The sequence below is a fragment of the Aeromonas sp. Y318-3 genome, assembly GCF_027706185.1.
In the GTDB taxonomy this organism is placed as follows: Bacteria; Pseudomonadota; Gammaproteobacteria; order Enterobacterales; family Aeromonadaceae; genus Aeromonas; species Aeromonas veronii.
This window is the reverse complement of the sequence record NZ_JAPDCN010000011.1, coordinates 146,616-167,766: the sequence shown is the minus strand read 5'-3', so window position 1 is coordinate 167,766 and position 21,151 is coordinate 146,616. Positions and strand designations below refer to the sequence as shown.

Genomic DNA, 21,151 nt, shown 5'->3' with positions numbered 1-21,151 from the left:
ATAAGATGAGAACACCCGATCAGATCGCTGAAAAATCAGAAAGTTCCATTAAATCTCAGGGTATGATCCCGCCCTGGAGTTGGCTGTGCGCGGCAAATTGGTACCGCAAGACCCCAGCGATGAACCCGCCTCCGTGCTGCTGGAACGGATTGCCACCGAAAAAACGCGGCTGGTCAAAGAGAAGAAAATTAAAAAGTCTAAAGCCTTGCCGGAAATAGGTGAGGAAGAGAAGCTGTTTGAATTACCTGATGGGTGGGAGTGGTGTCGGCTATCAGATATAGCATTTCCACAAGCAGGTTTCGCATTCAAATCAAATGGTTTTAATGAGCATGGGGAAGGCATTCCGCTAATCAGAATTAGAGATGTTGGGCAGGTCTTTTCTGGTACTTATTACAATGGTGAGTACAAGCCAGAGTTTGTTGTGATGAGTGGTGAATATCTTATCAGTATGGATGGCAATTTTCGTGTTGCTCTTTGGTCCGGCTCAGAGGCATTATTAAATCAACGAGTAACACGGTTAATTTTCTTTTTTGAAAAAACTGCAAAAAGATTCATAGCTGAATCATTACAATTGCGACTGATATCTCTTCAAGGGGTAAAAGCATATACCACTGTAGATCACTTATCTGGAGGGCAAATTGCAGAATCTGTAATTGCTATTCCCCCGCTTGCAGAACAACACCGCATTGTCGCTAAAGTTGATGAGTTAATGGCCATCTGCGACCAGTTGGAGCAGCAAAGCGAGGCGCAACTGGCGGCGCACCAGACCCTGGTGGAGGCCCTGTTGGCGACCCTGACAGACAGCACCGACGCCGATGAGCTGGCCCAAAACTGGACGCGGCTAAGCGCTCACTTCGATACCCTCTTTACTACCGAGGTCAGCATCGACGCCTTGAAACAGACCATCCTGCAACTGGCAGTGATGGGCAAGCTGGTGCCGCAAGACCCGAGCGATGAACCCGCCTCCGCCCTGCTGGAGCGTATCGCCGCCAAAAAAGCGCAGTTGGTCAAAGAGAAGAAAATAAAAAAAGAGAAACCACTACCTGAGATTAGTGAAAACGAAAAGCCGTTTGAACTGCCGAAGGGATGGGTGTGGTGCAGATTAGGTGCGCTGATGCCACAGTTTCAAAACGGAGCCTCTAGTCGTGGTGATAGTGGAGGTATCCCTATCACAGTATTACGACTGGCTGATATTAAAGATTGGAAAGTATCCCTTTCTGACACAAGAGAATTATCTATCGATTCTAAATCGATAGATAAATACTTATTAGAGAAAGGTGATACATTAATAATCCGTGTGAATGGTAGCTCTGATATCGTGGGTAGGTTTATTGGTTGTGATGAAAGTTATGATGCTATTTACTGTGATCACTTTATCAGAATGCGCTTCTTGGTAGAGGTGTTTAATACTCGATATCTATCTCTACTTGGTTCTAGCAATATTGTTCGTTCTAAGATCGCGGATCTTTTTATCAGTACTGCAGGGCAAAAAACGGTCAATCAAGGCCATATATCTTCGATTGTATTACCACTACCATCGATAACAGAGCAGCATCGCATCGTCGCCAAAGTCGATGAACTGATGACCCTCTGCGATCAACTTAAATCCCGCCTGCAAACCAATCAGCAGACCCAACTTGCCTTGGCCGAGTCGCTGGCGGAAGGAGCCCTTGCCTGAATGTTGGCAGGGCGTCCGCAATGGCGCCCTGCATCCTGCTTTACGTTATCGATTCCTCTTTCCCCAAACCCTATAACAGATCGATTTACCATGACCCTCTTTCATATCGCCAATCAACAGCTGACCCCGTTAACCCAAACCACCTTTGCTGCCGAAGGGCTGCAAGAGCGTCAGGATCTGCAGGAGGCGTTAAAGCGGAATATCGCTGCCATCGCCCCCGATTGCCTGGTGATTGCCGACGAGTTTTCCGACTGGGAAGATAGCCGCCGCCGTATCGATCTGTTGGCCATCGACCGTAATGCCAATCTGGTGGTGATCGAGCTAAAACGTGATGAAGTTGGCGCCCATATGGAGCTTCAGGCCCTGCGCTATGCCGCCATGATCGCAAATATGACCTTTGATAAAGCCTGTGAATACTTTGAGGCCTATATCGAGCAAGAAGAGCTACAAATCGATGCCCGCACCACCTTGCTGGAGTTTGTCGATCTGGACGAAAACCAGCTCGATGATTTCGGCAACGAGGTGCGCATCGTTCTGGCGTCGGCTGACTTTGGCAAAGAGCTGACCACCTCTGTGTTGTGGCTGCGGGACAAGGGCATCGATATTCGCTGCGTGCGGCTGACCCCGTTCCGCTATCAGGGAGAGGTACTGATCAATGCCACGCAGATCATCCCGTTAGAAGAGGCGGAGTCCTATCAGATCCAGTTTCGTGAAAAGCGTGCCGAGCAACGGGCCAGCCAGCAAAACACCAGAGACTACAGCAGGTACCGCTTTAACGGCGAGGTTTACAACAAACGCCGTTTTGCCCTGGCGGTACTCAGCCATTGGATAAAAGACCGGCAACTTGCCGATCTGACCGAGATCACTACCTATCTTGCGCAACTTGATCTGGCCAGAAAGGTAACGCCGGTTGACCAGATCCCGGAAAAAAACCTTAATCGCTGGCATGTAGGCGAGGGCAACCTGATTGAGCTGCCATCGGGTGAGCAGATCGCCATCTCCAACCAGTGGGGAACCGATACCGAACGGTTGCTGCAGGGGATGACACAGTTGGGCTACCAGATTGAAAAGCTCTAGCAATGTGAGGGGATATTGAGGTTTGACGTGCCATCCATCCGATGATGGACTGGCCGCAATATCGCCAATAAGCAAACCACGCTGGCAGGCCAAAAACCGTCAAACAACAACCCCGGCGTAAGTTGCAACGCAACCAAGCGGCCGGGGTCATGTTGCGGGCAACCTTAAAGGGGCGCCCTCATTCAGTCAAACATTTTTACCCCATTTTGTGACGGATAGGCTGGTAGTCGAGTGGGTATTGAAGCAGGATCTCGAAGGCTTTTCAGCTATGTGAGAGCCTGCTTGAAATATCAATATTACAAGGAGTTGCGATGCTACATGCAATCCTGCATGGCAAGGCTGGGCGTATCGAGCGGGAAGGGGAATCCCTGCGCTGGCGCGACCTGTTCAAAGGCAGCGAAGATCTGCTGACTGCTACCTTCTTTGGCCGTCTGCCCCACCTATCGGACGGCGCACTGAGAGCCTTACTGCGCTTTCTACTCGGTGACAATCCGCTAGACCCGGCCACCTTTCAACGGCTGGAGCTGTGGCCAAAACTGGCATCGCTGCAGGATCGCCGTTATGTCGAGCCCGATGTGCTGCTCCACTTTGACGACGCGCTGGTGGTTATCGAGGTGAAGCCCCCGTTCGGGGGCGACCAGTATCGGGAGCAGTGGCTGGCCCAGGTCAAGGCTGTGGTCAGCGAAGCCGAGTTTGATGACTATGAAGACCGGCTCTATTACGTTGCGCTTGGCAATATCCCAGTCGCTCCGCTGTCTCCCCCCGATCTGCCCGAACGCTTTGTCCAGATGACCTTGCGTGAATGGGAGCCACTGCGCCGCTATCTGCAAACTGCCTCCGAGTTTGAATCCTGCCGTCAGGATCGCGCTATTCGCGATGAGTGGCTGCAGGCGTTTGAGCTGTTTGACATGGCCCCGGTGGTGCCTGAATGGGCGCCGTTGTTTGCCTATGCAGGGCGGCTGGATCTGGATTGCGAAGTGATGTCAGAGCGGGAAACTCCCCCACCGGCTGAGCCTACTGGTTGGGCTGCTCTGCTCGACTATGCCGGGACATTGCACCTCTCTCGCCCCGATTTCTCTTTTTTGAATCACTGACTCTGGCTAAGGATGCCGCCATGCAACACGATCTTGAACAGACCACCCAGCTGGTTACCCAACTACAACAAGCTCACCGACTCGCCGCCGGTTTTTATCAGCGTATCCTCCCACTATTCGATCAGATCGCCAGTCAGGCGCTGGACGCCGAGTTCTGGTATTGGGAGCCCAGCGAAAATAGCCGCCCCTGCCGCTCAGGAACCCGCCCTTCCAGCAGCTGGGCATGGGACTATCTGCCACTGTTTGCATCGAGTCATGCCTACCGGGACAGGAATAGCGATACGGCTCTGAAAGGTGATAAGACGCTGATTTTTCGCCTCTATATCGATGATGATTTCCGTCAAAACTCAACCTTGCGTGCAAGTACGAAGGGCCAGCCCGATCCTTTGCAATTGTCTGGTAACGCAGTGGTTGAAGTGAATCTGTACCGTTGCCTGCAGGATAGTGATAACCACTTCTGGGATCTGCTCAAGCAGGTTAGCTGGCCTGCTCATCAACCTGACTGGCAGCAAAGTGACAAATGTCATCAGCTTGAGATCTGCTCCAATCATCTGCCGCTCGCCCAGCTGCTTGCCGCCCCTGATAGCGTGGCCGATTGGATCAAAGCAATGAACCATCGCTGAGCCTGTGGTTGGTTTGAGATAGCTAACTTGGTGGAGCCTGATGACTTTACTGGCGGTAAAATTTCACATGTGAAATTTTTTCCATTTCATCTGGCTCTACCAACCCCCTTTCTGTTTCCATCTTAAATTTCACATGCGAAAAATTTTCCAGAAAACGCTGTAAGTGCCCAAAACGGGCAGTTACAGAGGCGAGGTTGAACGAGTCTGCATCTTATGATCGCTCATGACACATCACGATGTTATGGGAGGACATATGAATGCTCATTTTCAGTTCACGACCGACAATCTTCTTACCTATGAGGAGGTTTGTGCGGTCACTAGACTGTCTCAGCCGACATTGCGCCGATATGTAAAAGCTGGGCGCTTTCCCCACCCGATCAAACCCAATCCAGTTGGAAAAGCTGTGCGATTCCGAGCCGCCGACGTGCGTCGCTGGATGGCTGAGCTGTGATAGGGAGGCGGGATGGAGTTTCGATTGACGGATGATGGATTGGAGTGCCTGGACCGGGACCGATGGTTGCGTGTTGGTAGTTGGATCCGGGTGTCGGCCAGAACACGGGACGCCTCATATCAAAGGGGATTTGGCGCCTTGATCCAGTGGCGAAATCTGGATGGTGTGGTGCAGCAGGAAGTGATTTTCAACCGAGTGCTCTATGGGGAGCAGTCGCGACAAATCCGCGAAAAACTGGTCGATGCGGGTTATTGGTTGGAACCATATCCACAGAGCTGGCCTCGCCTGCAGCTCTATCTGATTCGAGAAATGGCAAAGGCACCCACCGGTATCTGTGTGGAACGCACAGGGTGGCATGAACGGGTATTTGTCACACCGGATTGGTCTGTGGGTTCGGCTGGGGAACCCTATTTTTATGCTGGCCAGCTGGGTGACGTAAGGCCGCAATGTTCAGGTTCATTGGCTCAGTGGCAGGCAAATATCGGTGAACACTGTATCGGTAATCCGATGATGATTTTTGCTGTGGGCGTGGCCCTGATGGCTCCTCTTCTGTATCCCGCGGGTTTGGAAAGCGGCTTATTTCATCTGGTGGGCCATTCATCCACAGGGAAAACGACCCTGTTGGCGGTCGCCGCATCAGTCTATGCAGGACATCAGTTTGTGAGAGGGTGGATTGCTACCGCCAATGGCCTGGCGGCAGTGGCCGCCGAACAGCATGACATGCTGCTGCCACTGGATGAGATCGGTATGGCTAAGCCTGAGGACGTGGATGTCATCATCTACCACCTTGTATCCGGGGCTAGCAAGCTGCGCGCCACGGAGAATGGTAGTCTCGCCAGATCAACCCATTGGCGCACACAGGCATTGAGCTCTGGGGAGATATACCTGTCTGAGATTTTTGCATCGTTGGGCAAAAGGCCGTTGGCCGGTCAGCAGACCCGATTGATCGAGATTCCGACCTTTGGCAGGTATGGTGCATTTGATGAATTGCACAACCTTCAGAGCTCACAGCAGTTTGCCGATCACATAAAGCTTCAGACAGGCCAATATCACGGAATCTTGTTTAAGGATTGGCTGCATTTGCTGACATCCTCCGATGAGTTGGCTGGCTATGTCGCAGGGGAGACCCAGCGGCTCACCGATCTCTGGCGTACAAATCAAATGTCCTCCCAGGTTGTCAGAGTGCTGAGGCGATTTGCGCTGGTTGCAACGGCCTTGGGGTTGGCATCACGCAATTATCTGGTGCCCTGGGAAGAGGAGGAATCCATCGCATCTGTACGAGCAGTGTGGCAGCAATGGCTGGCTGCCAGAGGCCATGTGATGAACCTGGAAGAGCATCAGGTGTTAGCGCGTTTGAAAGAGCTGTTGCCGAAATGGGAGAAGGGATTGCAGGCATTAGATCAACATCGCACCGTTTCGTCGCTGGGATATACCCGAGAGGTTAGTGGCGAGAGGCAGTGGCTGATCGATAAAAGTCAGTTTCTGCAGCAATTGGGTTTGCCTAGCCAGTACATGCGGGAGGTAATGCCGCTGCTGCAGCGAGAGTGGTTAGCTACCAATGAACCGGAACGGGCGACAGTGAAGATCATGATTCAAGGGAAATTCTATCGCTTCTTTGCCCTGTGGCCGGATCGCATTTATGCGGGAATACAGGAGTTGGACTGCGATGAATGAATGTTTCCCACTTTCCCATTTTTCCCAGCGCTGTTTTGAGGTGTCATACCATGGATAAATCTCTATTTGCGGCTCCGAATGATGAAAGGAGAGCCCAAGTGCTTCACTGCTCTGGCCAATGTGAGCGGTTGGTTCGAGAAGCGGATCGCCGAGCCATTACTGGCGTTACTCGAACGCTGTGGTGGAAGATGGAGAGGGAGGGGCTGGCGCCAAAGCGGGTGAGGCTGAGCATCCATTGTGTTGCCTGGCGACTGTCTGATCTGCTTTGGTGGATTGAGCAACGCAAGGCTGCCTAGAGGTAGAGTTGAGCCCCTGTTATGGGGCTCTTGTATTAACTGACTTCATCAAGCTTGGCACCAGTGTAGTTGACCGGGCCATTGACGATGGGGGCCAACCATTCACCGAGTTTTATGTGTGCCTCTGTGCGCTCTGCAAAGTAGGCATGGCGGTTGTAGATTTCATCAACACGACTCCCCGCTTGCTGGTTCAAGCAGCGTTTGGCGAGGGCATCATCAAATCCCATTTTGCCGAGCATTGTCCTCGCGGTACCGCGCAGGTCATGAACGCGTCGTTTATCAAACGAGAAGAAGTTCTGTTCGAACAACTTTTTGATTGCATGATTCAGAGTGTTTTCGCAGACATGGGGTGTTCGAGCCTGCTTGCTGATCCTCCTGGCCGGGAAAACCCACTCACTGCCACAGCTACGAATTTTCAGCTCTTTCAGCCAGGACATGGCAGGTTCACTGAGTGGAATGTCGATAGACTTGCGCTTTTTGGTGCGCTCTTTGGGGAGATGCCAAACCTTCTGCTCCAGATCAAACTCGCTCCATGGCGCAGCCAGCAGCTCCATTTTTCTTGTGCAGGTAGCGATCAGTAGGGCACAGGCCAGGTAGTTTTCACGACTGAACTGGGCCGGGATCGCACGAAGCTTGGTGAAAAACTCGATCACCTCCGGTTCTGTCATTGGATAGTTGGCGGCCCGCTCTGGCCCACCTGCATCTCTGGGGCGGAATGGACTGGCAGGATTAAAGCGAGTGACATCCAGCTTCATACCATGATCAAAGGTACGTTTGAGCATACGCATCACATCATTCGAAATGGTCGGTCTTGGTGGTTTTCCGCCATATCCGTTGGTGATATCGCGCAGGATTTCACTGATTTCCAGCGGCCTGATTGTATCTAGTTCAAGATGACCGATGCGCCCGGCGATCTCACGCTCATAGAGGCTGCGCTCTTTTTCATGTGAGGTTATTTCGCGTTTGCGTAACTGGTGATAATCCTCAAAGAGGTCGTTCAGTGTCTTGAACGGGTTCCTGTTGATCTTGAGGCGAACCTGAACCGGGTCAACACCATCGCGCTTGATGGCCAGCCGCAGCTTGGCCGCTTCGTCCCGGGCATCTGCTAGAGACCAGTCAGATACCTGACCTATGGTGTACTCTCGCCGAAGTTTTGTCGTGGGCGTGGTGTAGCGCAGCATCCAATAAGCTTCACCGCGAGCAGGGGTCATCAGGTATAGCCCGTTACCATCGGCATGCCGGACGGCGGATTTTTCCTTGATCAGTTTTTTGACTGTTTTGTCGTACAGCTTACCCATTTTCCTGCCTTAAAAAATTGGGGAGTACAATTTCGCTAGCAAAACTATAGCGAGATTGAACTCCCCAATCTACTACCCATCACTACCCAAACTAAAATGCGTTTGGATGAATGTTGTGATTTTCAAAACAAGAAAAGGGTTTGATTTTAATAGATTTATTATCCTGCTTGGATAAAGAAAACCATCATTCAATATTTTGGATCTGCTCGCGCATCTGCTCGATGAGGACTTTCAGCTCGACGGCGGACTGGGTCACTTCGGCATTGATTGACTTGGAGCCGAGGGTGTTCGACTCGCGGTTGAACTCCTGCATCATAAAGTCGAGACGACGACCGCAGGCGCCACCCTTCTTCATGATCTTGTTGGTCTCGCTGATGTGCATCTCCAGACGATCCAGCTCTTCGGCCACGTCGATCTTCTGGGCCAGCATGACGATCTCCTGCTCGATGCGGGCCGGATCCAGCTCCACCTTGGCTTCGGCCAGACGGTCGGTGAGCTTCTGGCGCTGCCACTCGATGATCTGCGGCAGGTGGACGCGCACCTTCTTCACTTCCACCTGAATACCGGCCAGACGCTGTTCGATCAGCGCCTTGAGGTTGGCCCCTTCGCTGGCGCGGGAGGCGAGGAAATCTTCCATGGTCTGGTCAAAGCCGCCGAGCAGCTCGGTGGCGACCGCGTCCATGTCCTGCTCGGCGGCAGCCATGACACCCGGCCAGCGCAGTACATCGACCGGATTGAGCTGGCCCTGACCCGCCTCTTTCATTACCCAGCTGGCGCTGTCGATGATGAGCTTGGCCAGCTCTTCATTGATATGGAGCTGGCTGGCAGCGGCCTGAGCGGCCTCGAAGCGCAGGTTGCACTCCACCTTGCCGCGCTGCAATTTGGCGCGGAAACGCTCACGCAGAACCGGTTCCAGGCTGCGCAGTTGTTCCGGCAGGCGAATGTAGGTCTCCAGATAACGCTGGTTGACCGAACGAATTTCCCAAACGGCTGTGCCCCAGTCGCCCTTGAATTCCTTGCGGGCGTAGGCGGTCATGCTGTGAATCATTGATTGTTCCGGGCTTGATGAAGTGTGCGGCCAGTATACTCAGCCCGGCCCTGCTCGTCAGCCGATGCCGTGGTTTTAGCGGCTGATATTTGGGGCGGGATCACTTATAATCCCCCGCCAATTTGAGCCAGCCCAGAGGTCCGTTCCATGTCACGTCCAAGCGATCGCAGTGCCGCGCAACTTCGCCCGGTTACCATTACCCGCAATTTCACCAAACATGCAGAAGGCTCAGTGCTGGTGGAGTTCGGTAACACTCGCGTGCTCTGCACCGCCAGCGTCGACACCAGCGTTCCGCGCTTCCTGAAAGGGAAGAACCAGGGCTGGGTGACTGCCGAATACGGCATGCTGCCGCGCTCCACCCACTCCCGGATGAACCGCGAAGCGGCCTCCGGCAAGCAGAGTGGCCGTACTCTGGAGATCTCCCGTCTGATCGCCCGCTCCCTGCGCGCGGCGGTAGACCTGACTGCGCTGGGCGAGCACTCCATCACAGTTGACTGTGATGTGCTGCAGGCCGATGGCGGCACTCGTACCGCCTCCATTACCGGTGCCTGCGTGGCGCTGGTGGATGCGCTGAACTGGATGGTCGAGAAGGGGATGATCAAGCAGAGCCCGCTCAAGCAGATGATCGCCGCCGTCTCCGTCGGCATGTATCAGGGCGAAGCCATCTGCGATCTGGAGTACATCGAAGACTCCGCCGCCGAGACCGACATGAACGTGGTGATGACCGAAGATGGTCGCATCATCGAGGTGCAGGGCACTGCGGAGGCCGAGCCCTTCACCCATGAGGAGCTGCTGGAGATGCTGGCGCTCGCCAAGGGCGGCATCGCCGACATCATTGCGCTGCAGAAGCAGTCGCTCTCCTGATACCAGGACCTGTTGATGTTTCGGCACAAGTCGCGTTGCAGTGTCAAAGGATGCCAGGCTAGGCGCAGGATGCCGCCAATGGTTATTCCCTTGGCAAGTCCTGCAACAACGCATGGCATCCTTTGCCACGCAACCCGTAGGGACGGGGCGGTTTTTGTGCATAACGTCGTTATTCGATGCCTCGTTTGGATTACCAAACTTCGCATCTCATGCCTAGTTCTGCGCAAAAACCGACTCCGTCGCGGCTGTGACGAAGCGTCAACAGATCCTGCAAACGCGGCATTGACCGCGTTTTTTTATACCCCCACACAAGACAACGACAAGCCAAGCAAGGAGCCAGAATGAAAGCCTACCAGCGTCAATTTATCGAGTTCGCCCTGGAGAAGCAGGTCCTCAAATTCGGTGAATTTACCCTGAAATCCGGTCGTAAAAGCCCCTACTTCTTCAACGCCGGTCTGTTCAACAGCGGCCGCGATCTGGCCCGTCTCGGCCGCTTCTATGCTGCCGCTCTGATGGATGCCGGTATCGAGTTCGATGTGCTGTTTGGCCCGGCCTACAAGGGGATCCCCATCGCCTCAGCCACCGCCGTGCAGCTGGTGGAGCAGCACGATGTGGACGTGCCCTGGTGCTTCAACCGCAAGGAGGCCAAGGATCATGGCGAGGGCGGCAATCTGGTGGGCAGCCCGCTCAAAGGGCGGATCATGCTGGTGGACGATGTCATCACCGCCGGTACCGCCATCCGCGAATCCATGGATCTGATCCAGGCCAACGGCGCCTCGCTGGCGGGCGTGCTGATCGCGCTGGACCGTCAGGAGAAGGGCAAGGGCGAGCTCTCCGCCATTCAGGAAGTGGAGCGTGACTATGGCGCTCACATCATCGCCATCATCCAGATGAGCGACTTGATCCAGTATCTGGAGGAGAAGCAGGCCGAACAACCAGAGCTGGCAGCACAACTGGCGGCCATGAAGGCTTATCGCGCCCAGTACGGTATCTGAACTCCGCTCGCACCGCGCAATAACTGAATGCGGCGCCCGTTTGTTCTCTGGCAGCAAACGGGCGCCGTTTTTTTCATCTGCAAAAAGTGGATCATGTGGCTTGAGCTTACCCTTGCAGTAAAGGTTAGGGTTTGCCAGTCGGCGTTTTGTTGTGCCGACGGGTTCCGGGGAGGAACAACATGACCACTCATCTTCAATCACCCATTCATCTGCAGTTGCCGCTCAGCGGCATGAGCTGCGCCAACTGCGCAGGCCGCATCGCGACCGCCCTCAACAAGCTTGAAGGGGTCGAGGCCACAGTCAACTTCGCGCTGGAGCAGGCGGCCATCGAGCTGGCCAGCCCTGATCGTTTGCCGGCGGTGCTCGACAGCATCAAGAGTCAGGGTTACGACTACGGCAGCGAGACCTTTTTGTTTCAAATTACCGGCATGACTTGTGCCGGTTGTTCGGCTCGACTGAACAAGATGCTGGCCGCGCTGCCCGGCGTTATCTCGGCCGAGGTCAACTTCTCCATCGAACAGGCCCGGATCGTGCTGGTGCCCGGGATGCAGACGCCGGCCGCTTTGCGCGAGCAGATCGAAGCGCTCGGCTTTGGCGCCCAGCTGGCACAAGGCTCGGCCAGCGGCCGCCGCCAGCAGTTGCTGGAGCGGGAAGCACAGGAAGCCGCTACAGCCCGTCAGGCGCAAACCCGGGTTATCGTCTCGGCTTTGCTGACGTTGCCGCTGCTGGTGGGGATGCTGGCCATGGCCGGGTTGTTCCCCTGGCATCTGCCCGCCTGGCTGGAGCTGGTGCTCGCCACCCCGGTGCAGTTCTGGATCGGTGCCCGTTTCTATCGCGGCGCCTGGCTCGCCATCAAGAATCGCGCAGCCAATATGGATGTGCTGGTGGCCACCGGCACCAGCGCCGCCTACTTCTACAGCCTCTATCTGTTGTTGACGCTGGGGATGGCCGCCAGCGGCAAGCTCTATTTCGAAGCGAGCGCCATCATCATCACGCTCATTTCGTTGGGCAAACTGCTGGAGGCGAGAGCCCGCCGCAGCACCCAGTCCGCAATTCGCGAACTGATGGCGCTGCGGCCAGAAACCGCCACCATCTGGCGTGGCGAGAGCTGGCAGAGCGTCGCCATCGACGAGGTGCTGCGCGGCGATCGGCTGCGGGTGCTGGTGGGTGAGCGGGTGCCGGTGGATGGCAAAATCGTGAGCGGCGCCAGCGAGCTGGACGAGTCGATCCTCACCGGCGAGAGCCTGCCAGTGCCGCGCAGTGTGGGCGACAAGGTGCTGGGCGGTGCCATCAACCGCTCCGGTGTGCTGGAGATCGAAGCCACTACCGTGGGGGAGGATTCCAGCCTCAGCAAGATCATCGCGCTGGTAGAGAGTGCCCAGATGGGCAAGGCGCCGCTGCAGCAACTGGTGGACAAGGTTTCTGCCGTGTTCGTACCGGTGGTGATGGCCATCGCCCTGTTCACCCTGCTGGTGTGGTACGCCATCAGCAACGACTTCGGTCAGGCGCTGCTGGCGGCTGTGGCGGTGCTGGTGATCGCCTGCCCTTGCGCGCTGGGGCTGGCAACGCCGGCGGCCATCGTCACCGGTACCGGAGTGGCGGCGCGCCACGGCATTCTGATCAAGGATGTGGATACCCTGCAGAAGGCCCACGCCATCAAGGCGCTTATCTTCGACAAGACCGGCACGCTCACTCAGGGCAAGCCGGTGCTGGCCAGCTGGAGCGGCAACGACGAGCAGCTGCGCCTCGCCGCCGCCCTGCAGCAGGCGAGCGAACACCCGCTGGCGCTGGCCATGTGCGAGGCAGTTGGCAAAGGGGCAGTGTTGCCCCAGCCCGACGCGGTCGAGGTGCGGGTCGGTGCCGGCATAGTCGGCCAGGTGGCGGGCCACAGTGTCGCCATCGGCAATGGTTCCCTGCTGGCCCAGCTCGGCATTGAACCGCCGCAACAGGATGAACAAGCCGCCGATGGGGCTACCCGGGTCTGGGTCGCTATCGACGGCGTGGTAGCGGGGATCGCGGCACTGGCCGATACCCTGCGCCCCGAGAGTCCGGAAGCCATCGCCACCCTGCGTCAACGTGGCATCGCCAGCTGGCTGGTGAGCGGCGATGCACCGGCGCCGGTGGCCCATATTGCCGCAAAGCTGGGGCTGGACGGTGCCTTCGACTCCGTGCTGCCTGCAGGCAAGGTGGAGAAAGTGGAGGCGTTGCGGGCGCAAACTCGCGGGCTGGTGGCCATGGTGGGGGACGGGGTGAACGACGCCCCGGCGCTGGCGGCGGCAGATGTGGGTATCGCTATGGGCTCCGGCTCCGATGTGGCGATGGAGACTGCTTCCATCACTCTGATGCGATCTGACCCGCGGCTGGTGGCTGATGCCATCGATATCTCGGCGGCGACCTGGCGCACCATACAGCAGAATCTGTTCTGGGCCTTCGTGTTCAATATCATCGGCATTCCGCTGGCGGCACTGGGCTACCTGAGCCCCGAGCTGGCGGGGGCGGCCATGGCCCTGAGCAGCATCACCGTTTTGAGCAATTCCCTGTTATTGAAACGCTGGCAGCCCAGAGCGGCGCACGGGCCAGCATCCAACCCGATCAGTAAGGAGGCATAAATGAACATCAGCAAGGTTGCCAAGGCCACTGGGCTGACCGCCAAGACCATCCGTTATTACGAGAGCATTGGCCTCATCACAGCCCCGGTACGCAGTGACAACGGCTATCGCAGTTACACCGAGGGGGCGCTGCGGGAGCTGCGTTTCGTCAAGCGGGCGCGGGAGACCGGCTTCAATCTGGAGGAGTGTCAGGAACTGCTGGCGCTCTATCGGGACGAACACAGAACCAGCGCCCAAGTGAAGAAGCTGGCGCAGGAGAAGATCGTCGATCTGCGCGCCCGCATCGCCGGGTTGCAGGCCATGCTTACCTCCCTGGAAGGGTTGGTTTGCTGCTGCCACGGGGATGAAAATCCCGAGTGCCCGATCCTCGACGAATTGGAGAAGGGGTGAGCAAGGACTCACCTGCCAGCGCAGAAGAAATCGTTATTGATTGATTAACTTCTTAATAAGCGGCGCTTTATTGTTGCGGGTCAGGGGGTAATGGTAGACTGCTCGGCTCTTGTACAGGAGTACTCAGTTGACCCAGAGTGTGACACGCCAGGTTAAGCAGGCCATTATGGCCCAGCTCTATACCCATGCATCGTTCAGTCTCCCCTGTTTGGGCGTGTTGGCATTTGGCTGGAGTCTGCTGTTTCACGACTATCTACCCGCCATCGAAGCGCTCGGTTGGCTGGCAGGCACTTTCCTGTGGCTGCTGGGTCGGGGCTGGCACCTGCGCTGGCGTCGAGCCCGCCTGCACCAGACTCCGTTGCTGGTGCTGGAGCGGGAGCTCTTTATCGGAGCCACCATCACCTCTATCATCTGGGCCCTCGGGGTGCTGCTCTACATGGACAAGCTGCCCGATACCTACCGGGCCGCCATGATGATGCTCTCCAGCCTCATTCTTACCGGCAGCGCCATCATGCTGTTTGGCAGCCGCCGCACCCTCTATGGTTCCGCCCTGCCGCTGGGTATGGCGATGCTGTTCGAGCTGGGCAATGGCAACGAGCAGGAGCGGATCGTCTCCTGCATGCTGGCGGGCTATCTTTTTGTCTTTCTGCCGACCCTGTTGCGCCGGATGCGGCGGGATCAGATCGCCTCGCTCCACCACCGCTTCTCGAACGCCGAACTGGTTGCCGAACTGAAGGCGGTCTCCGAGCATTTGCGTCTCACCTCCCGCCTCGACGGCTTGACCGGCATCGCCAACCGCGCCCATCTCGACGACTCTCTGGAGCGGGCCTGGCGGCGCTGCCATCGCGCCCGGGCGCCGTTGTCGCTGGTGCTGGTGGATGTGGATTACTTCAAGCAGTTCAACGATCTCTACGGCCATCAGCTGGGGGATGACTGCCTGCAACAGGTGGCGGGGCTGCTGGCCGAGGTGGAGCGGCGCGAGGACGATCTGGCGGCCCGTTACGGCGGCGAAGAGTTTGCCTTGCTGCTGCCCTGCACCGGCATGCAGGGGGCATTGCAGGTGGCCGACAATGTGCGGCAGGCGCTCAAGGAGCTGGCCATCCCGCACCAGAAGTCACTGGTCTCCGGTCGGGTCACATGTAGTTTTGGTGTTGCGACACTGATACCGGACAACAGCATGAAAATCGCCGATTTGATCCAAAAAGCGGATGCGGCACTCTATCAGGCCAAGCATAATGGGCGGGATCGAATCGAAGTAGCCTTGATGGGTAAGGTTGCCTGAATTTAACGTGACAGATTAAAGAGGTTGTCTATGCAATGTCATCGTATCGAAGAGCTGCTGGAGTTGTTGCAGCCTGCCTGGATCAAGGAACAGGATCTCAGCCTGGTGCAGTTTGTTGCCAAACTGGCCCAAGAAGCGGGATTTGAAGGGCCTCTGTCCGAGCTGACCGACGACATGCTGATCTATCACCTCAAGATGCGGGAATCCGACAAGCAGGCGATGATCCCCGGTCTGGCCAAGGATCATGTGCCCGATTTCAAAGAAGCACTGCTCAAGGCGCGCGGAATCAAGTGAATCTTTAGCGGAAGCGCATCACCTCGGGGTGATGCGCTTTTTTGTTGCCGAAAATTGAGATCCAACCCCAATATTAGATACATCTAATCCACACAATTAGCATGCTGTTTAAGATATAATCCGCTCCATAACAAATAAGGGAGCGATGTCTTGCAATGGCCGACCACGATAAAATCGATATCAAGGACGTCACCGACAAGGGCGTAACCGGGACCTTCAACCCCAATACGTTCAAAGCCAGCGACGACAGATTCAACCCGGGCAACCGCATCTATGTGCGGGCCCAGAAAGGGTATTGGCAGCGGATGCGCAAGGCCATGGGCTGGTTCTTTGTGGCGCTGTTCGTGCTGCTGCCCTGGCTGCGTTACGACGGGCGACAGGCGGTGCTGTTCGATCTCGGTCACCAGCAGTTCCATATCTTTGGCGCCACCATCTGGCCGCAGGATCTGACCCTGCTGGCCTGGCTCTTCATGATCGCCGCCTTCGGACTCTTCTTTATTACCACCTTCCTCGGTCGGGTCTGGTGTGGCTATCTCTGCCCGCAGACGGTCTGGACCTTCATGTTCATCTGGTTTGAAGAGAAGCTGGAAGGGCCCGCCAACAAACGGCGTAAGCTGGACGAGGCGCCCTGGAGCGGCGAGAAGCTGGCCCGCAAGGGAGCCAAGCATCTGGCCTGGCTGGCGATCTCGCTGGTGACCGGCCTGACCTTCGTCGCCTACTTCCAGGATGTAACTGAACTGGTGCCGGACCTCTTCACCCTGCAGGCCAGCGGATGGGTGCTGTTCTGGGTGATCTTCTTCACCATCATTACCTACGGCAACGCTGGCTGGATGCGTGCCATCATGTGTATCCACATGTGCCCCTATGCCCGCTTCCAGTCCGCCATGTTCGACAAGGACACCTTCATCGTCGGCTATGACACCAAGCGTGGCGAGACCCGTGGTGCCCGCTCCCGCAAGGCGGATCCCAAGGCGATGGGGCTGGGCGACTGTATCGACTGCGATCTTTGCGTGCAGGTCTGCCCGACCGGTATCGATATCCGCGACGGCCTGCAGTACGAGTGCATCAACTGCGGCGCCTGCGTCGATGCCTGCGACCAGACCATGGAGCGGATGGGTTACCCGAAAGGGCTCATCAGCTACACCACAGAGCACAAGCTGGCCAACGACTCCACTCATGTGGCGCGGCCCAAGCTGATCGGTTACGGCTTGGTGATGGCGGTGATGCTGGGAGTCTTTGTCTACAACGCCATGTCCATCATGCCGATGGGGCTCGATATCCTGCGGGATCGCAACCAGCTGTTCCGCGAAAACAGCGAGGGGCTTATCGAGAACACCTACACCCTCAAGATCCTCAACAAGACCCTGCAGTCCCAGACCTACCAGCTGGATGTGGAGGGCTTGCCCGAGTATCAGTGGTTCGGCCCCCGTGAAGTGACCCTGAAGGCGGGCGAGATCTACACCCTGCCGGTCAGTCTGGCGGTCGATCCCTACAACCTGAAACGGCCGGCGCTGGATATCCAGTTCGTGCTGAAACGGGAGGGGGCGGCGCCCGATGACCGCAAGGGCAACCTGCGCCAGGGCAGCAAGTTTATCAGCCGGTTGTAACTGCGTGTGGCTGCGGGGCGGGCGTTATGCCAGTCCGGTCACCAGCGAGCACGGCAATGGCGGGCAGTGGTGATAGAATGGGGCGCATCGGCGCCCCTTTCTTTATGGTGGATGACATGCGTTTCAACTATTCCGACCTCAATCCCGACCTCATCATGGATGCGCTCGATCTCAGTGGCCTGCGGCTCGACTCCGGCCTTATCGAGCTCAACAGCTACGAAAACCGGGTCTACCAGTTTCAGGATGAGGATCGTCGCCGCTATGTGGTGAAGTTCTACCGTCCCGGCCGCTGGAGCCGGACCCAGATCCTCGAGGAGCACGAGTTTGCCACCCGTCTCGCCGAGGCGGAGATCCCGGTCGCCGCGCCGCTCGCCTTCGCGGGCGAGACCCTGCTGGAGCACGAGGGTTACCCCTTTGCCATCTGGCAGAGCGTCGGTGGCCGCCAGTTCGAGGTGGATAACCTCGATCAGCTGGAGTGGGTAGGGCGTTTCCTCGGTCGTATTCATCAGATCGGCGCCAGCAAGCCGTTCCACCATCGGGTGCGGCTCGATGTGGAGAGCATGCTGCACGAACCGCGTCAGCTGCTGGCGTCTGGCGAGTGGCTGCCAAGCGGGCTGGCGAAGCAATTCTTCGGGGTGCTGGACGAGCTGATCAAGCATGTCAGCGACGCCATGACCCTCGATGTGGCGCAGATCTCCCTGCATGGCGACTGCCACCCGGGCAACATCCTCTGGCGCGATGGCCCCATGTTTGTCGATCTCGATGATTGCCGCACCGGCCCCGCGATTCAGGATCTCTGGATGATGCTCAGCGGCGAGCGCCACGAGCAGCAGATCCAGCTCGACACCCTGCTGGCGGGCTACGAGGAGTTTATGGAGTTCGACTCGCGAGAGCTGGCGCTGATCGAGCCGCTGCGGGCGATGCGCATCGTTCATTACATGGCCTGGCTGGCACGGCGCTGGGAAGATCCTGCCTTCCCCCGTCACTTCCCCTGGTTCAATACCGATCACTACTGGCGTCAACAGATAGCGACACTGCACGATCAGCTGGAGGCACTCAAGGCGCCGCCGCTGAGCCTGATGCCAAACTGGTGAAATGGAAGGGATATTGCGCGGCCAGTGGGACTCGATCTCCGGCCCTAACCATTGACGTTAGCATGGCGAAACAATAGGCTTGGCACTGCTTCGGTTCGCCGGGCGTGCCTCACAGTGATCCCTTAACAGGAAACATCATGAAAAAAGTTCTATTTTTCCTTGCTGCCATGCTGATGATCCCCATGGTTCACGCCGCCCCCGAGTTCAAGGAAGGCGTCAACTACGATGTAGTCAAACAGACTGGCAGTGCCCAGCCGGAAGTGATGGAGTTTTTCTCCTACTACTGCCCGCACTGCGCCACCTTCGAACCGATCGTTGAACAGTTGAAGGCCGGGTTGCCAGAGGGTGTGCCCCTCAAGAAGAACCCGGTTGCCTTCCTCGGCCGCGAGATGGGCCCCGAGATGCAGCGCGCCTATGCCGTTGCCAGCCTGCTCAATGCCGAAGCCAAGCTGACTCCGGCCATCTTTACCAAGATCCACACCCAGCGTCAGCCGCCGATGAGCCGTGACGATGTGAAGAAGATCTTCGTGGACAATGGCGTACCGGCTGAAGAGTTCGACGGTGCCGTCGACAGCTTTGCCGTCTCCGGCATGGTCTCCCAGTTCGATCGCAACACCGAGAGCTACAACATTCGCGGTGTACCGGCCTTCCTGGTGAATGGCAAGTACATGGTGAAGATTGAATCCATCACCTCTCAAGAGCAGTTCAACAAGCTGGTGCAGTTCCTGCTGGCCAAGAAAGACTGATACCCCTTGAGTCGATAAAAAGCCCGCCGGTGCGAACCGGCGGGCTTTTTGTTTTCTGGTGTTCGGGAAGATCAGACCCCGACGTGGAACGCCTGTTTGAGGTTGCGGATAAACTCCGCATCCCGGCAGAGTGTCTTGCCCGGGCTGTCGGAGATCTTGGCAACCGGGCCTCCATTGCACTCGATCAGCTTGAAGACGATGTTCATCGGGCTGACACCGGGCAGATCGCAGGTGAGCTTGGTGCCGATGCCGAAGCTGGTATTGATGCGGCCACGGAAGTGGCGGAATAGCTGCACCGCCTTGTCGAGGTTGAGCCCGTCGGAGAAGACCAGGGTCTTGTCGGTAGGATCGATGCCGAGCCGCTGATAGTGGCTGATCGCCTTCTCGCCCCACACCACGGGATCGCCGGAGTCGTGACGCAAGCCCTGATAGCTGCTGGCCAGCTCGAAGTCGAAGTCCCTCAGGAAGGCATCCATGGTGATGCAGTCGGTCAGGGCGATGCCGAGATGGTCGGTGAACTCGTCCAGCCAGCTGGTGAGGGCAGCGCGCTGGCTGTGTTCCAGCGGGAAGCCGAGCTGCTGGTGCGCCTGGAACCACTCATGGGCCTGGGTGCCGACCGCGGGCAGCTTGTACTTCTGGGCCAGCATGTAGTTGCTGGTGCCGCGAAACGCCGGCAGCCGCTCCTTGAGGCGACCCACCACCGCATCCTGCACCGCGTGGGAGAAGCGGCGGCGGGTGCCGAAGTCGATGAGGTTGAACTCGCTCATCTCGTCGCTGCTCAGCTCCTTCTCCAGCTTGTCGATCTTCTGATCGAGCCGCTCCAGCGCATGGCTGACGCCGAACTGGGGGTAGCGGAAGCGGTTGCGCATCTCGCTGATGATGGCGAGCACCGGGATCTCCCACAGGATCACATCCTGCCAGGGGCCCTCGACCCGCACATTGATGCGGCCATCCTGCTCGAACACTTTAAGCAGCGAGGCGTCGAGCGGCTTGCGGCGCAGGTGGTCGAGGTAGTCAGGGGTGAAGAAGGGACGCTCGGCCAGAAAATCGAGCTCTGGCTTGGTCAGTCGCAGGGAACCGGCGAGGCGCAGTTGCTCCTCGATCTGCCCCATCATGGGCAGCAGATCCTCTTCATTGCGGCTGTGAAACTCGGCCACCACCTCGGCATCCGGATAGCGATGGAACACCGCCTGCTGCATATGCAGCTTGTAGGCATCGGTGTCGAGCAGGCTGGTGAGGATTGGGGGCATATCAGGCTCCTCGCAGACTGGTGAGCACGATGGAGCTCCCCTGCCGCATATGTAACGTGCAGGCGTCGGTGTCGAGCAGGCTGGTAAGAATCGGTGGCATATCAGGCGTCCAGCAGGCGTTGTACATCGATCAGGGTTTGGGCCAGTTCGGCGCCAGCCTCAATCATCTGGGTGTGGGCGCTGGCAACCGTCGCGGGGGCGATGCCACGGCAGGCATCGAGATGGACGATCACCCGGAAACCGGCGCGGCGCAGTTGCAGCACGCTGGTTTTGACACAGTAGTCGGTGGCGAGGCCGCCGACCAGTACGGTATCGACCTTGCGGGCTTGCAGGAATTCGATGAGTCCGGTGCTGCGCCGTTCAGCCAGGTCGTGGAAGCAGGTGCCGTAGGGATGGAGATCCGGTTCGACCCCCTTCCAGACGAAGAAGTCATAGTCGATGGGAGCGGGCAGGCCGTCGAGCAGCTCGAAGCCCTTGCTGCCCGGTACGCAGTGCACTGGCCAGGTGAGGTCGGCGTTGGGCAGATCCAGCGGCAGCAGCATGCCGGCGGGGTCAGAAACGGCCCAGTCGGCATTGGCAGGGTGAGAGTCTTTGCTGCCGATCCGCAGTGTGGCGAGGGTGGCCTGAGCGTTTAGCGCAGCCACAATATCATCACCGCCCGCGACGGGCAGTTCGTTCGGGCAGAGGGGGGTAAAGCCCTTCTGCACATCAATATCCAGGCTGGCGACGGTTCCCATGATTGGCTCCTGCACATACTATTCGTGTGATATTATCTACCAAA

Annotated in this window: 20 protein-coding genes; 16 read left to right on the top strand and 4 right to left on the bottom strand. The window is 57.3% G+C overall.

The features are described 5' to 3' along the window. The first annotated feature begins 85 nt into the window (after positions 1-85). From OKB77_RS16015 to OKB77_RS15985, 7 genes are all read left to right on the top strand, one after another. Complete coding sequence (locus OKB77_RS16015; protein WP_270817966.1) at positions 86-1,678, top strand: restriction endonuclease subunit S; 1,593 nt, start codon at positions 86-88, stop codon at positions 1,676-1,678. Positions 1,679-1,768: 90 nt separating this feature from the next. Then, positions 1,769-2,755, top strand: a complete 987-nt coding sequence (locus tag OKB77_RS16010; RefSeq protein ID WP_270817965.1) for a hypothetical protein — start codon at positions 1,769-1,771, stop codon at positions 2,753-2,755. A 311-nt stretch (positions 2,756-3,066) separates the two neighbouring features. Then, positions 3,067-3,849 (top strand): hypothetical protein, encoded by a 783-nt coding sequence (locus OKB77_RS16005; RefSeq protein ID WP_270817964.1) that lies wholly within the window; start codon positions 3,067-3,069, stop codon positions 3,847-3,849. 20 nt (positions 3,850-3,869) lie between these two features. Next, the gene (locus OKB77_RS16000) at positions 3,870-4,472 is read left to right on the top strand and encodes a hypothetical protein (protein WP_270817963.1); all 603 of its coding nucleotides are present in this window, start codon (positions 3,870-3,872) and stop codon (positions 4,470-4,472) included. 223 nt (positions 4,473-4,695) lie between these two features. After that, positions 4,696-4,923 (top strand): helix-turn-helix transcriptional regulator, encoded by a 228-nt coding sequence (locus OKB77_RS15995; protein WP_322112437.1) that lies wholly within the window; start codon positions 4,696-4,698, stop codon positions 4,921-4,923. Positions 4,924-4,935: 12 nt separating this feature from the next. After that, complete coding sequence (locus tag OKB77_RS15990) at positions 4,936-6,597, top strand: DUF927 domain-containing protein (protein ID WP_202043287.1); 1,662 nt, start codon at positions 4,936-4,938, stop codon at positions 6,595-6,597. Continuing rightward, positions 6,594-6,893: a helix-turn-helix transcriptional regulator gene (locus tag OKB77_RS15985; protein WP_323581515.1), complete on the top strand. Its 300-nt coding sequence runs from the start codon at positions 6,594-6,596 to the stop codon at positions 6,891-6,893. The genes OKB77_RS15990 and OKB77_RS15985 overlap by 4 nt, the downstream gene beginning before the upstream one ends. A 35-nt stretch (positions 6,894-6,928) precedes the next feature. Here the strand turns inward: OKB77_RS15985 and OKB77_RS15980 are convergent, their stop codons facing one another. Continuing rightward, positions 6,929-8,191: a tyrosine-type recombinase/integrase gene (locus tag OKB77_RS15980; protein ID WP_202043286.1), complete on the bottom strand. Its 1,263-nt coding sequence runs from the start codon at positions 8,189-8,191 to the stop codon at positions 6,929-6,931. 184 nt (positions 8,192-8,375) lie between these two features. Beyond that, entirely contained in the window at positions 8,376-9,239 is an 864-nt protein-coding gene (locus OKB77_RS15975; RefSeq protein WP_005357447.1) for a YicC/YloC family endoribonuclease, read from the bottom strand. Between the two features lie 147 nt (positions 9,240-9,386). Here OKB77_RS15975 and rph point away from each other — a divergent pair, with 147 nt between their 5' ends. From rph to OKB77_RS15930, 9 genes are all read left to right on the top strand, one after another. After that, positions 9,387-10,103 carry a ribonuclease PH gene (gene rph / locus OKB77_RS15970; protein WP_005339589.1) on the top strand — a complete coding sequence of 239 codons (717 nt, stop codon included), beginning with the start codon at positions 9,387-9,389 and terminating at the stop codon, positions 10,101-10,103. Positions 10,104-10,444: 341 nt separating this feature from the next. Beyond that, complete coding sequence (gene pyrE / locus OKB77_RS15965; RefSeq protein WP_010676102.1) at positions 10,445-11,098, top strand: orotate phosphoribosyltransferase; 654 nt, start codon at positions 10,445-10,447, stop codon at positions 11,096-11,098. A 179-nt stretch (positions 11,099-11,277) separates the two neighbouring features. After that, positions 11,278-13,707 (top strand): heavy metal translocating P-type ATPase, encoded by a 2,430-nt coding sequence (locus tag OKB77_RS15960; protein ID WP_270817962.1) that lies wholly within the window; start codon positions 11,278-11,280, stop codon positions 13,705-13,707. Beyond that, positions 13,708-14,097: a Cu(I)-responsive transcriptional regulator gene (gene cueR, locus OKB77_RS15955; RefSeq protein ID WP_005356117.1), complete on the top strand. Its 390-nt coding sequence runs from the start codon at positions 13,708-13,710 to the stop codon at positions 14,095-14,097. 127 nt (positions 14,098-14,224) lie between these two features. After that, positions 14,225-15,379 carry a GGDEF domain-containing protein gene (locus OKB77_RS15950; protein WP_265776077.1) on the top strand — a complete coding sequence of 385 codons (1,155 nt, stop codon included), beginning with the start codon at positions 14,225-14,227 and terminating at the stop codon, positions 15,377-15,379. Between the two features lie 30 nt (positions 15,380-15,409). Then, on the top strand, positions 15,410-15,673 hold the full coding sequence (locus tag OKB77_RS15945) for a YihD family protein (RefSeq protein ID WP_005339598.1): 264 nt from the start codon (positions 15,410-15,412) through the stop codon (positions 15,671-15,673). 155 nt (positions 15,674-15,828) lie between these two features. Further along, positions 15,829-17,280, top strand: a complete 1,452-nt coding sequence (gene ccoG, locus OKB77_RS15940) for a cytochrome c oxidase accessory protein CcoG (RefSeq protein ID WP_164537365.1) — start codon at positions 15,829-15,831, stop codon at positions 17,278-17,280. A gap of 104 nt (positions 17,281-17,384) precedes the next feature. Continuing rightward, positions 17,385-18,374, top strand: coding sequence for a serine/threonine protein kinase (locus OKB77_RS15935; RefSeq protein WP_265776106.1), 990 nt, complete (start codon positions 17,385-17,387; stop codon positions 18,372-18,374). Between the two features lie 137 nt (positions 18,375-18,511). Then, positions 18,512-19,120, top strand: coding sequence for a thiol:disulfide interchange protein DsbA/DsbL (locus tag OKB77_RS15930; protein WP_005339604.1), 609 nt, complete (start codon positions 18,512-18,514; stop codon positions 19,118-19,120). Between the two features lie 71 nt (positions 19,121-19,191). Here OKB77_RS15930 and pncB read toward each other — a convergent pair whose 3' ends face one another. Together pncB and OKB77_RS15920 are read right to left on the bottom strand one after the other, a co-directional pair. Beyond that, positions 19,192-20,370, bottom strand: coding sequence for a nicotinate phosphoribosyltransferase (pncB, locus tag OKB77_RS15925; RefSeq protein WP_005339605.1), 1,179 nt, complete (start codon positions 20,368-20,370; stop codon positions 19,192-19,194). A 101-nt stretch (positions 20,371-20,471) separates the two neighbouring features. Next, entirely contained in the window at positions 20,472-21,107 is a 636-nt protein-coding gene (locus tag OKB77_RS15920; RefSeq protein WP_270817961.1) for a nicotinamidase, read from the bottom strand. Between the last annotated feature and the right edge of the window lie 44 nt (positions 21,108-21,151).

What these genes read in the sequence shown, in the direction of transcription:
- OKB77_RS15945 (WP_005339598.1), top strand. Translation starts at nt 15,410, where the DNA reads ATGCAATGTCATCGTATCGAAGAGCTGCTGGAGTTGTTGCAGCCTGCC.
- OKB77_RS15990 (WP_202043287.1), top strand. Translation starts at nt 4,936, where the DNA reads ATGGAGTTTCGATTGACGGATGATGGATTGGAGTGCCTGGACCGGGAC.
- OKB77_RS15920 (WP_270817961.1), bottom strand. Translation starts at nt 21,107, where the DNA reads ATGGGAACCGTCGCCAGCCTGGATATTGATGTGCAGAAGGGCTTTACC.
- OKB77_RS15930 (WP_005339604.1), top strand. Translation starts at nt 18,512, where the DNA reads ATGAAAAAAGTTCTATTTTTCCTTGCTGCCATGCTGATGATCCCCATG.
- pyrE (WP_010676102.1), top strand. Translation starts at nt 10,445, where the DNA reads ATGAAAGCCTACCAGCGTCAATTTATCGAGTTCGCCCTGGAGAAGCAG.
- pncB (WP_005339605.1), bottom strand. Translation starts at nt 20,370, where the DNA reads ATGCCCCCAATCCTCACCAGCCTGCTCGACACCGATGCCTACAAGCTG.
- OKB77_RS16010 (WP_270817965.1), top strand. Translation starts at nt 1,769, where the DNA reads ATGACCCTCTTTCATATCGCCAATCAACAGCTGACCCCGTTAACCCAA.
- ccoG (WP_164537365.1), top strand. Translation starts at nt 15,829, where the DNA reads ATGGCCGACCACGATAAAATCGATATCAAGGACGTCACCGACAAGGGC.
- OKB77_RS15935 (WP_265776106.1), top strand. Translation starts at nt 17,385, where the DNA reads ATGGTGGATGACATGCGTTTCAACTATTCCGACCTCAATCCCGACCTC.
- OKB77_RS15975 (WP_005357447.1), bottom strand. Translation starts at nt 9,239, where the DNA reads ATGATTCACAGCATGACCGCCTACGCCCGCAAGGAATTCAAGGGCGAC.
- OKB77_RS16000 (WP_270817963.1), top strand. Translation starts at nt 3,870, where the DNA reads ATGCAACACGATCTTGAACAGACCACCCAGCTGGTTACCCAACTACAA.
- OKB77_RS15960 (WP_270817962.1), top strand. Translation starts at nt 11,278, where the DNA reads ATGACCACTCATCTTCAATCACCCATTCATCTGCAGTTGCCGCTCAGC.
- rph (WP_005339589.1), top strand. Translation starts at nt 9,387, where the DNA reads ATGTCACGTCCAAGCGATCGCAGTGCCGCGCAACTTCGCCCGGTTACC.
- cueR (WP_005356117.1), top strand. Translation starts at nt 13,708, where the DNA reads ATGAACATCAGCAAGGTTGCCAAGGCCACTGGGCTGACCGCCAAGACC.
- OKB77_RS15995 (WP_322112437.1), top strand. Translation starts at nt 4,696, where the DNA reads ATGACACATCACGATGTTATGGGAGGACATATGAATGCTCATTTTCAG.
- OKB77_RS15985 (WP_323581515.1), top strand. Translation starts at nt 6,594, where the DNA reads ATGAATGTTTCCCACTTTCCCATTTTTCCCAGCGCTGTTTTGAGGTGT.
- OKB77_RS15980 (WP_202043286.1), bottom strand. Translation starts at nt 8,191, where the DNA reads ATGGGTAAGCTGTACGACAAAACAGTCAAAAAACTGATCAAGGAAAAA.
- OKB77_RS16005 (WP_270817964.1), top strand. Translation starts at nt 3,067, where the DNA reads ATGCTACATGCAATCCTGCATGGCAAGGCTGGGCGTATCGAGCGGGAA.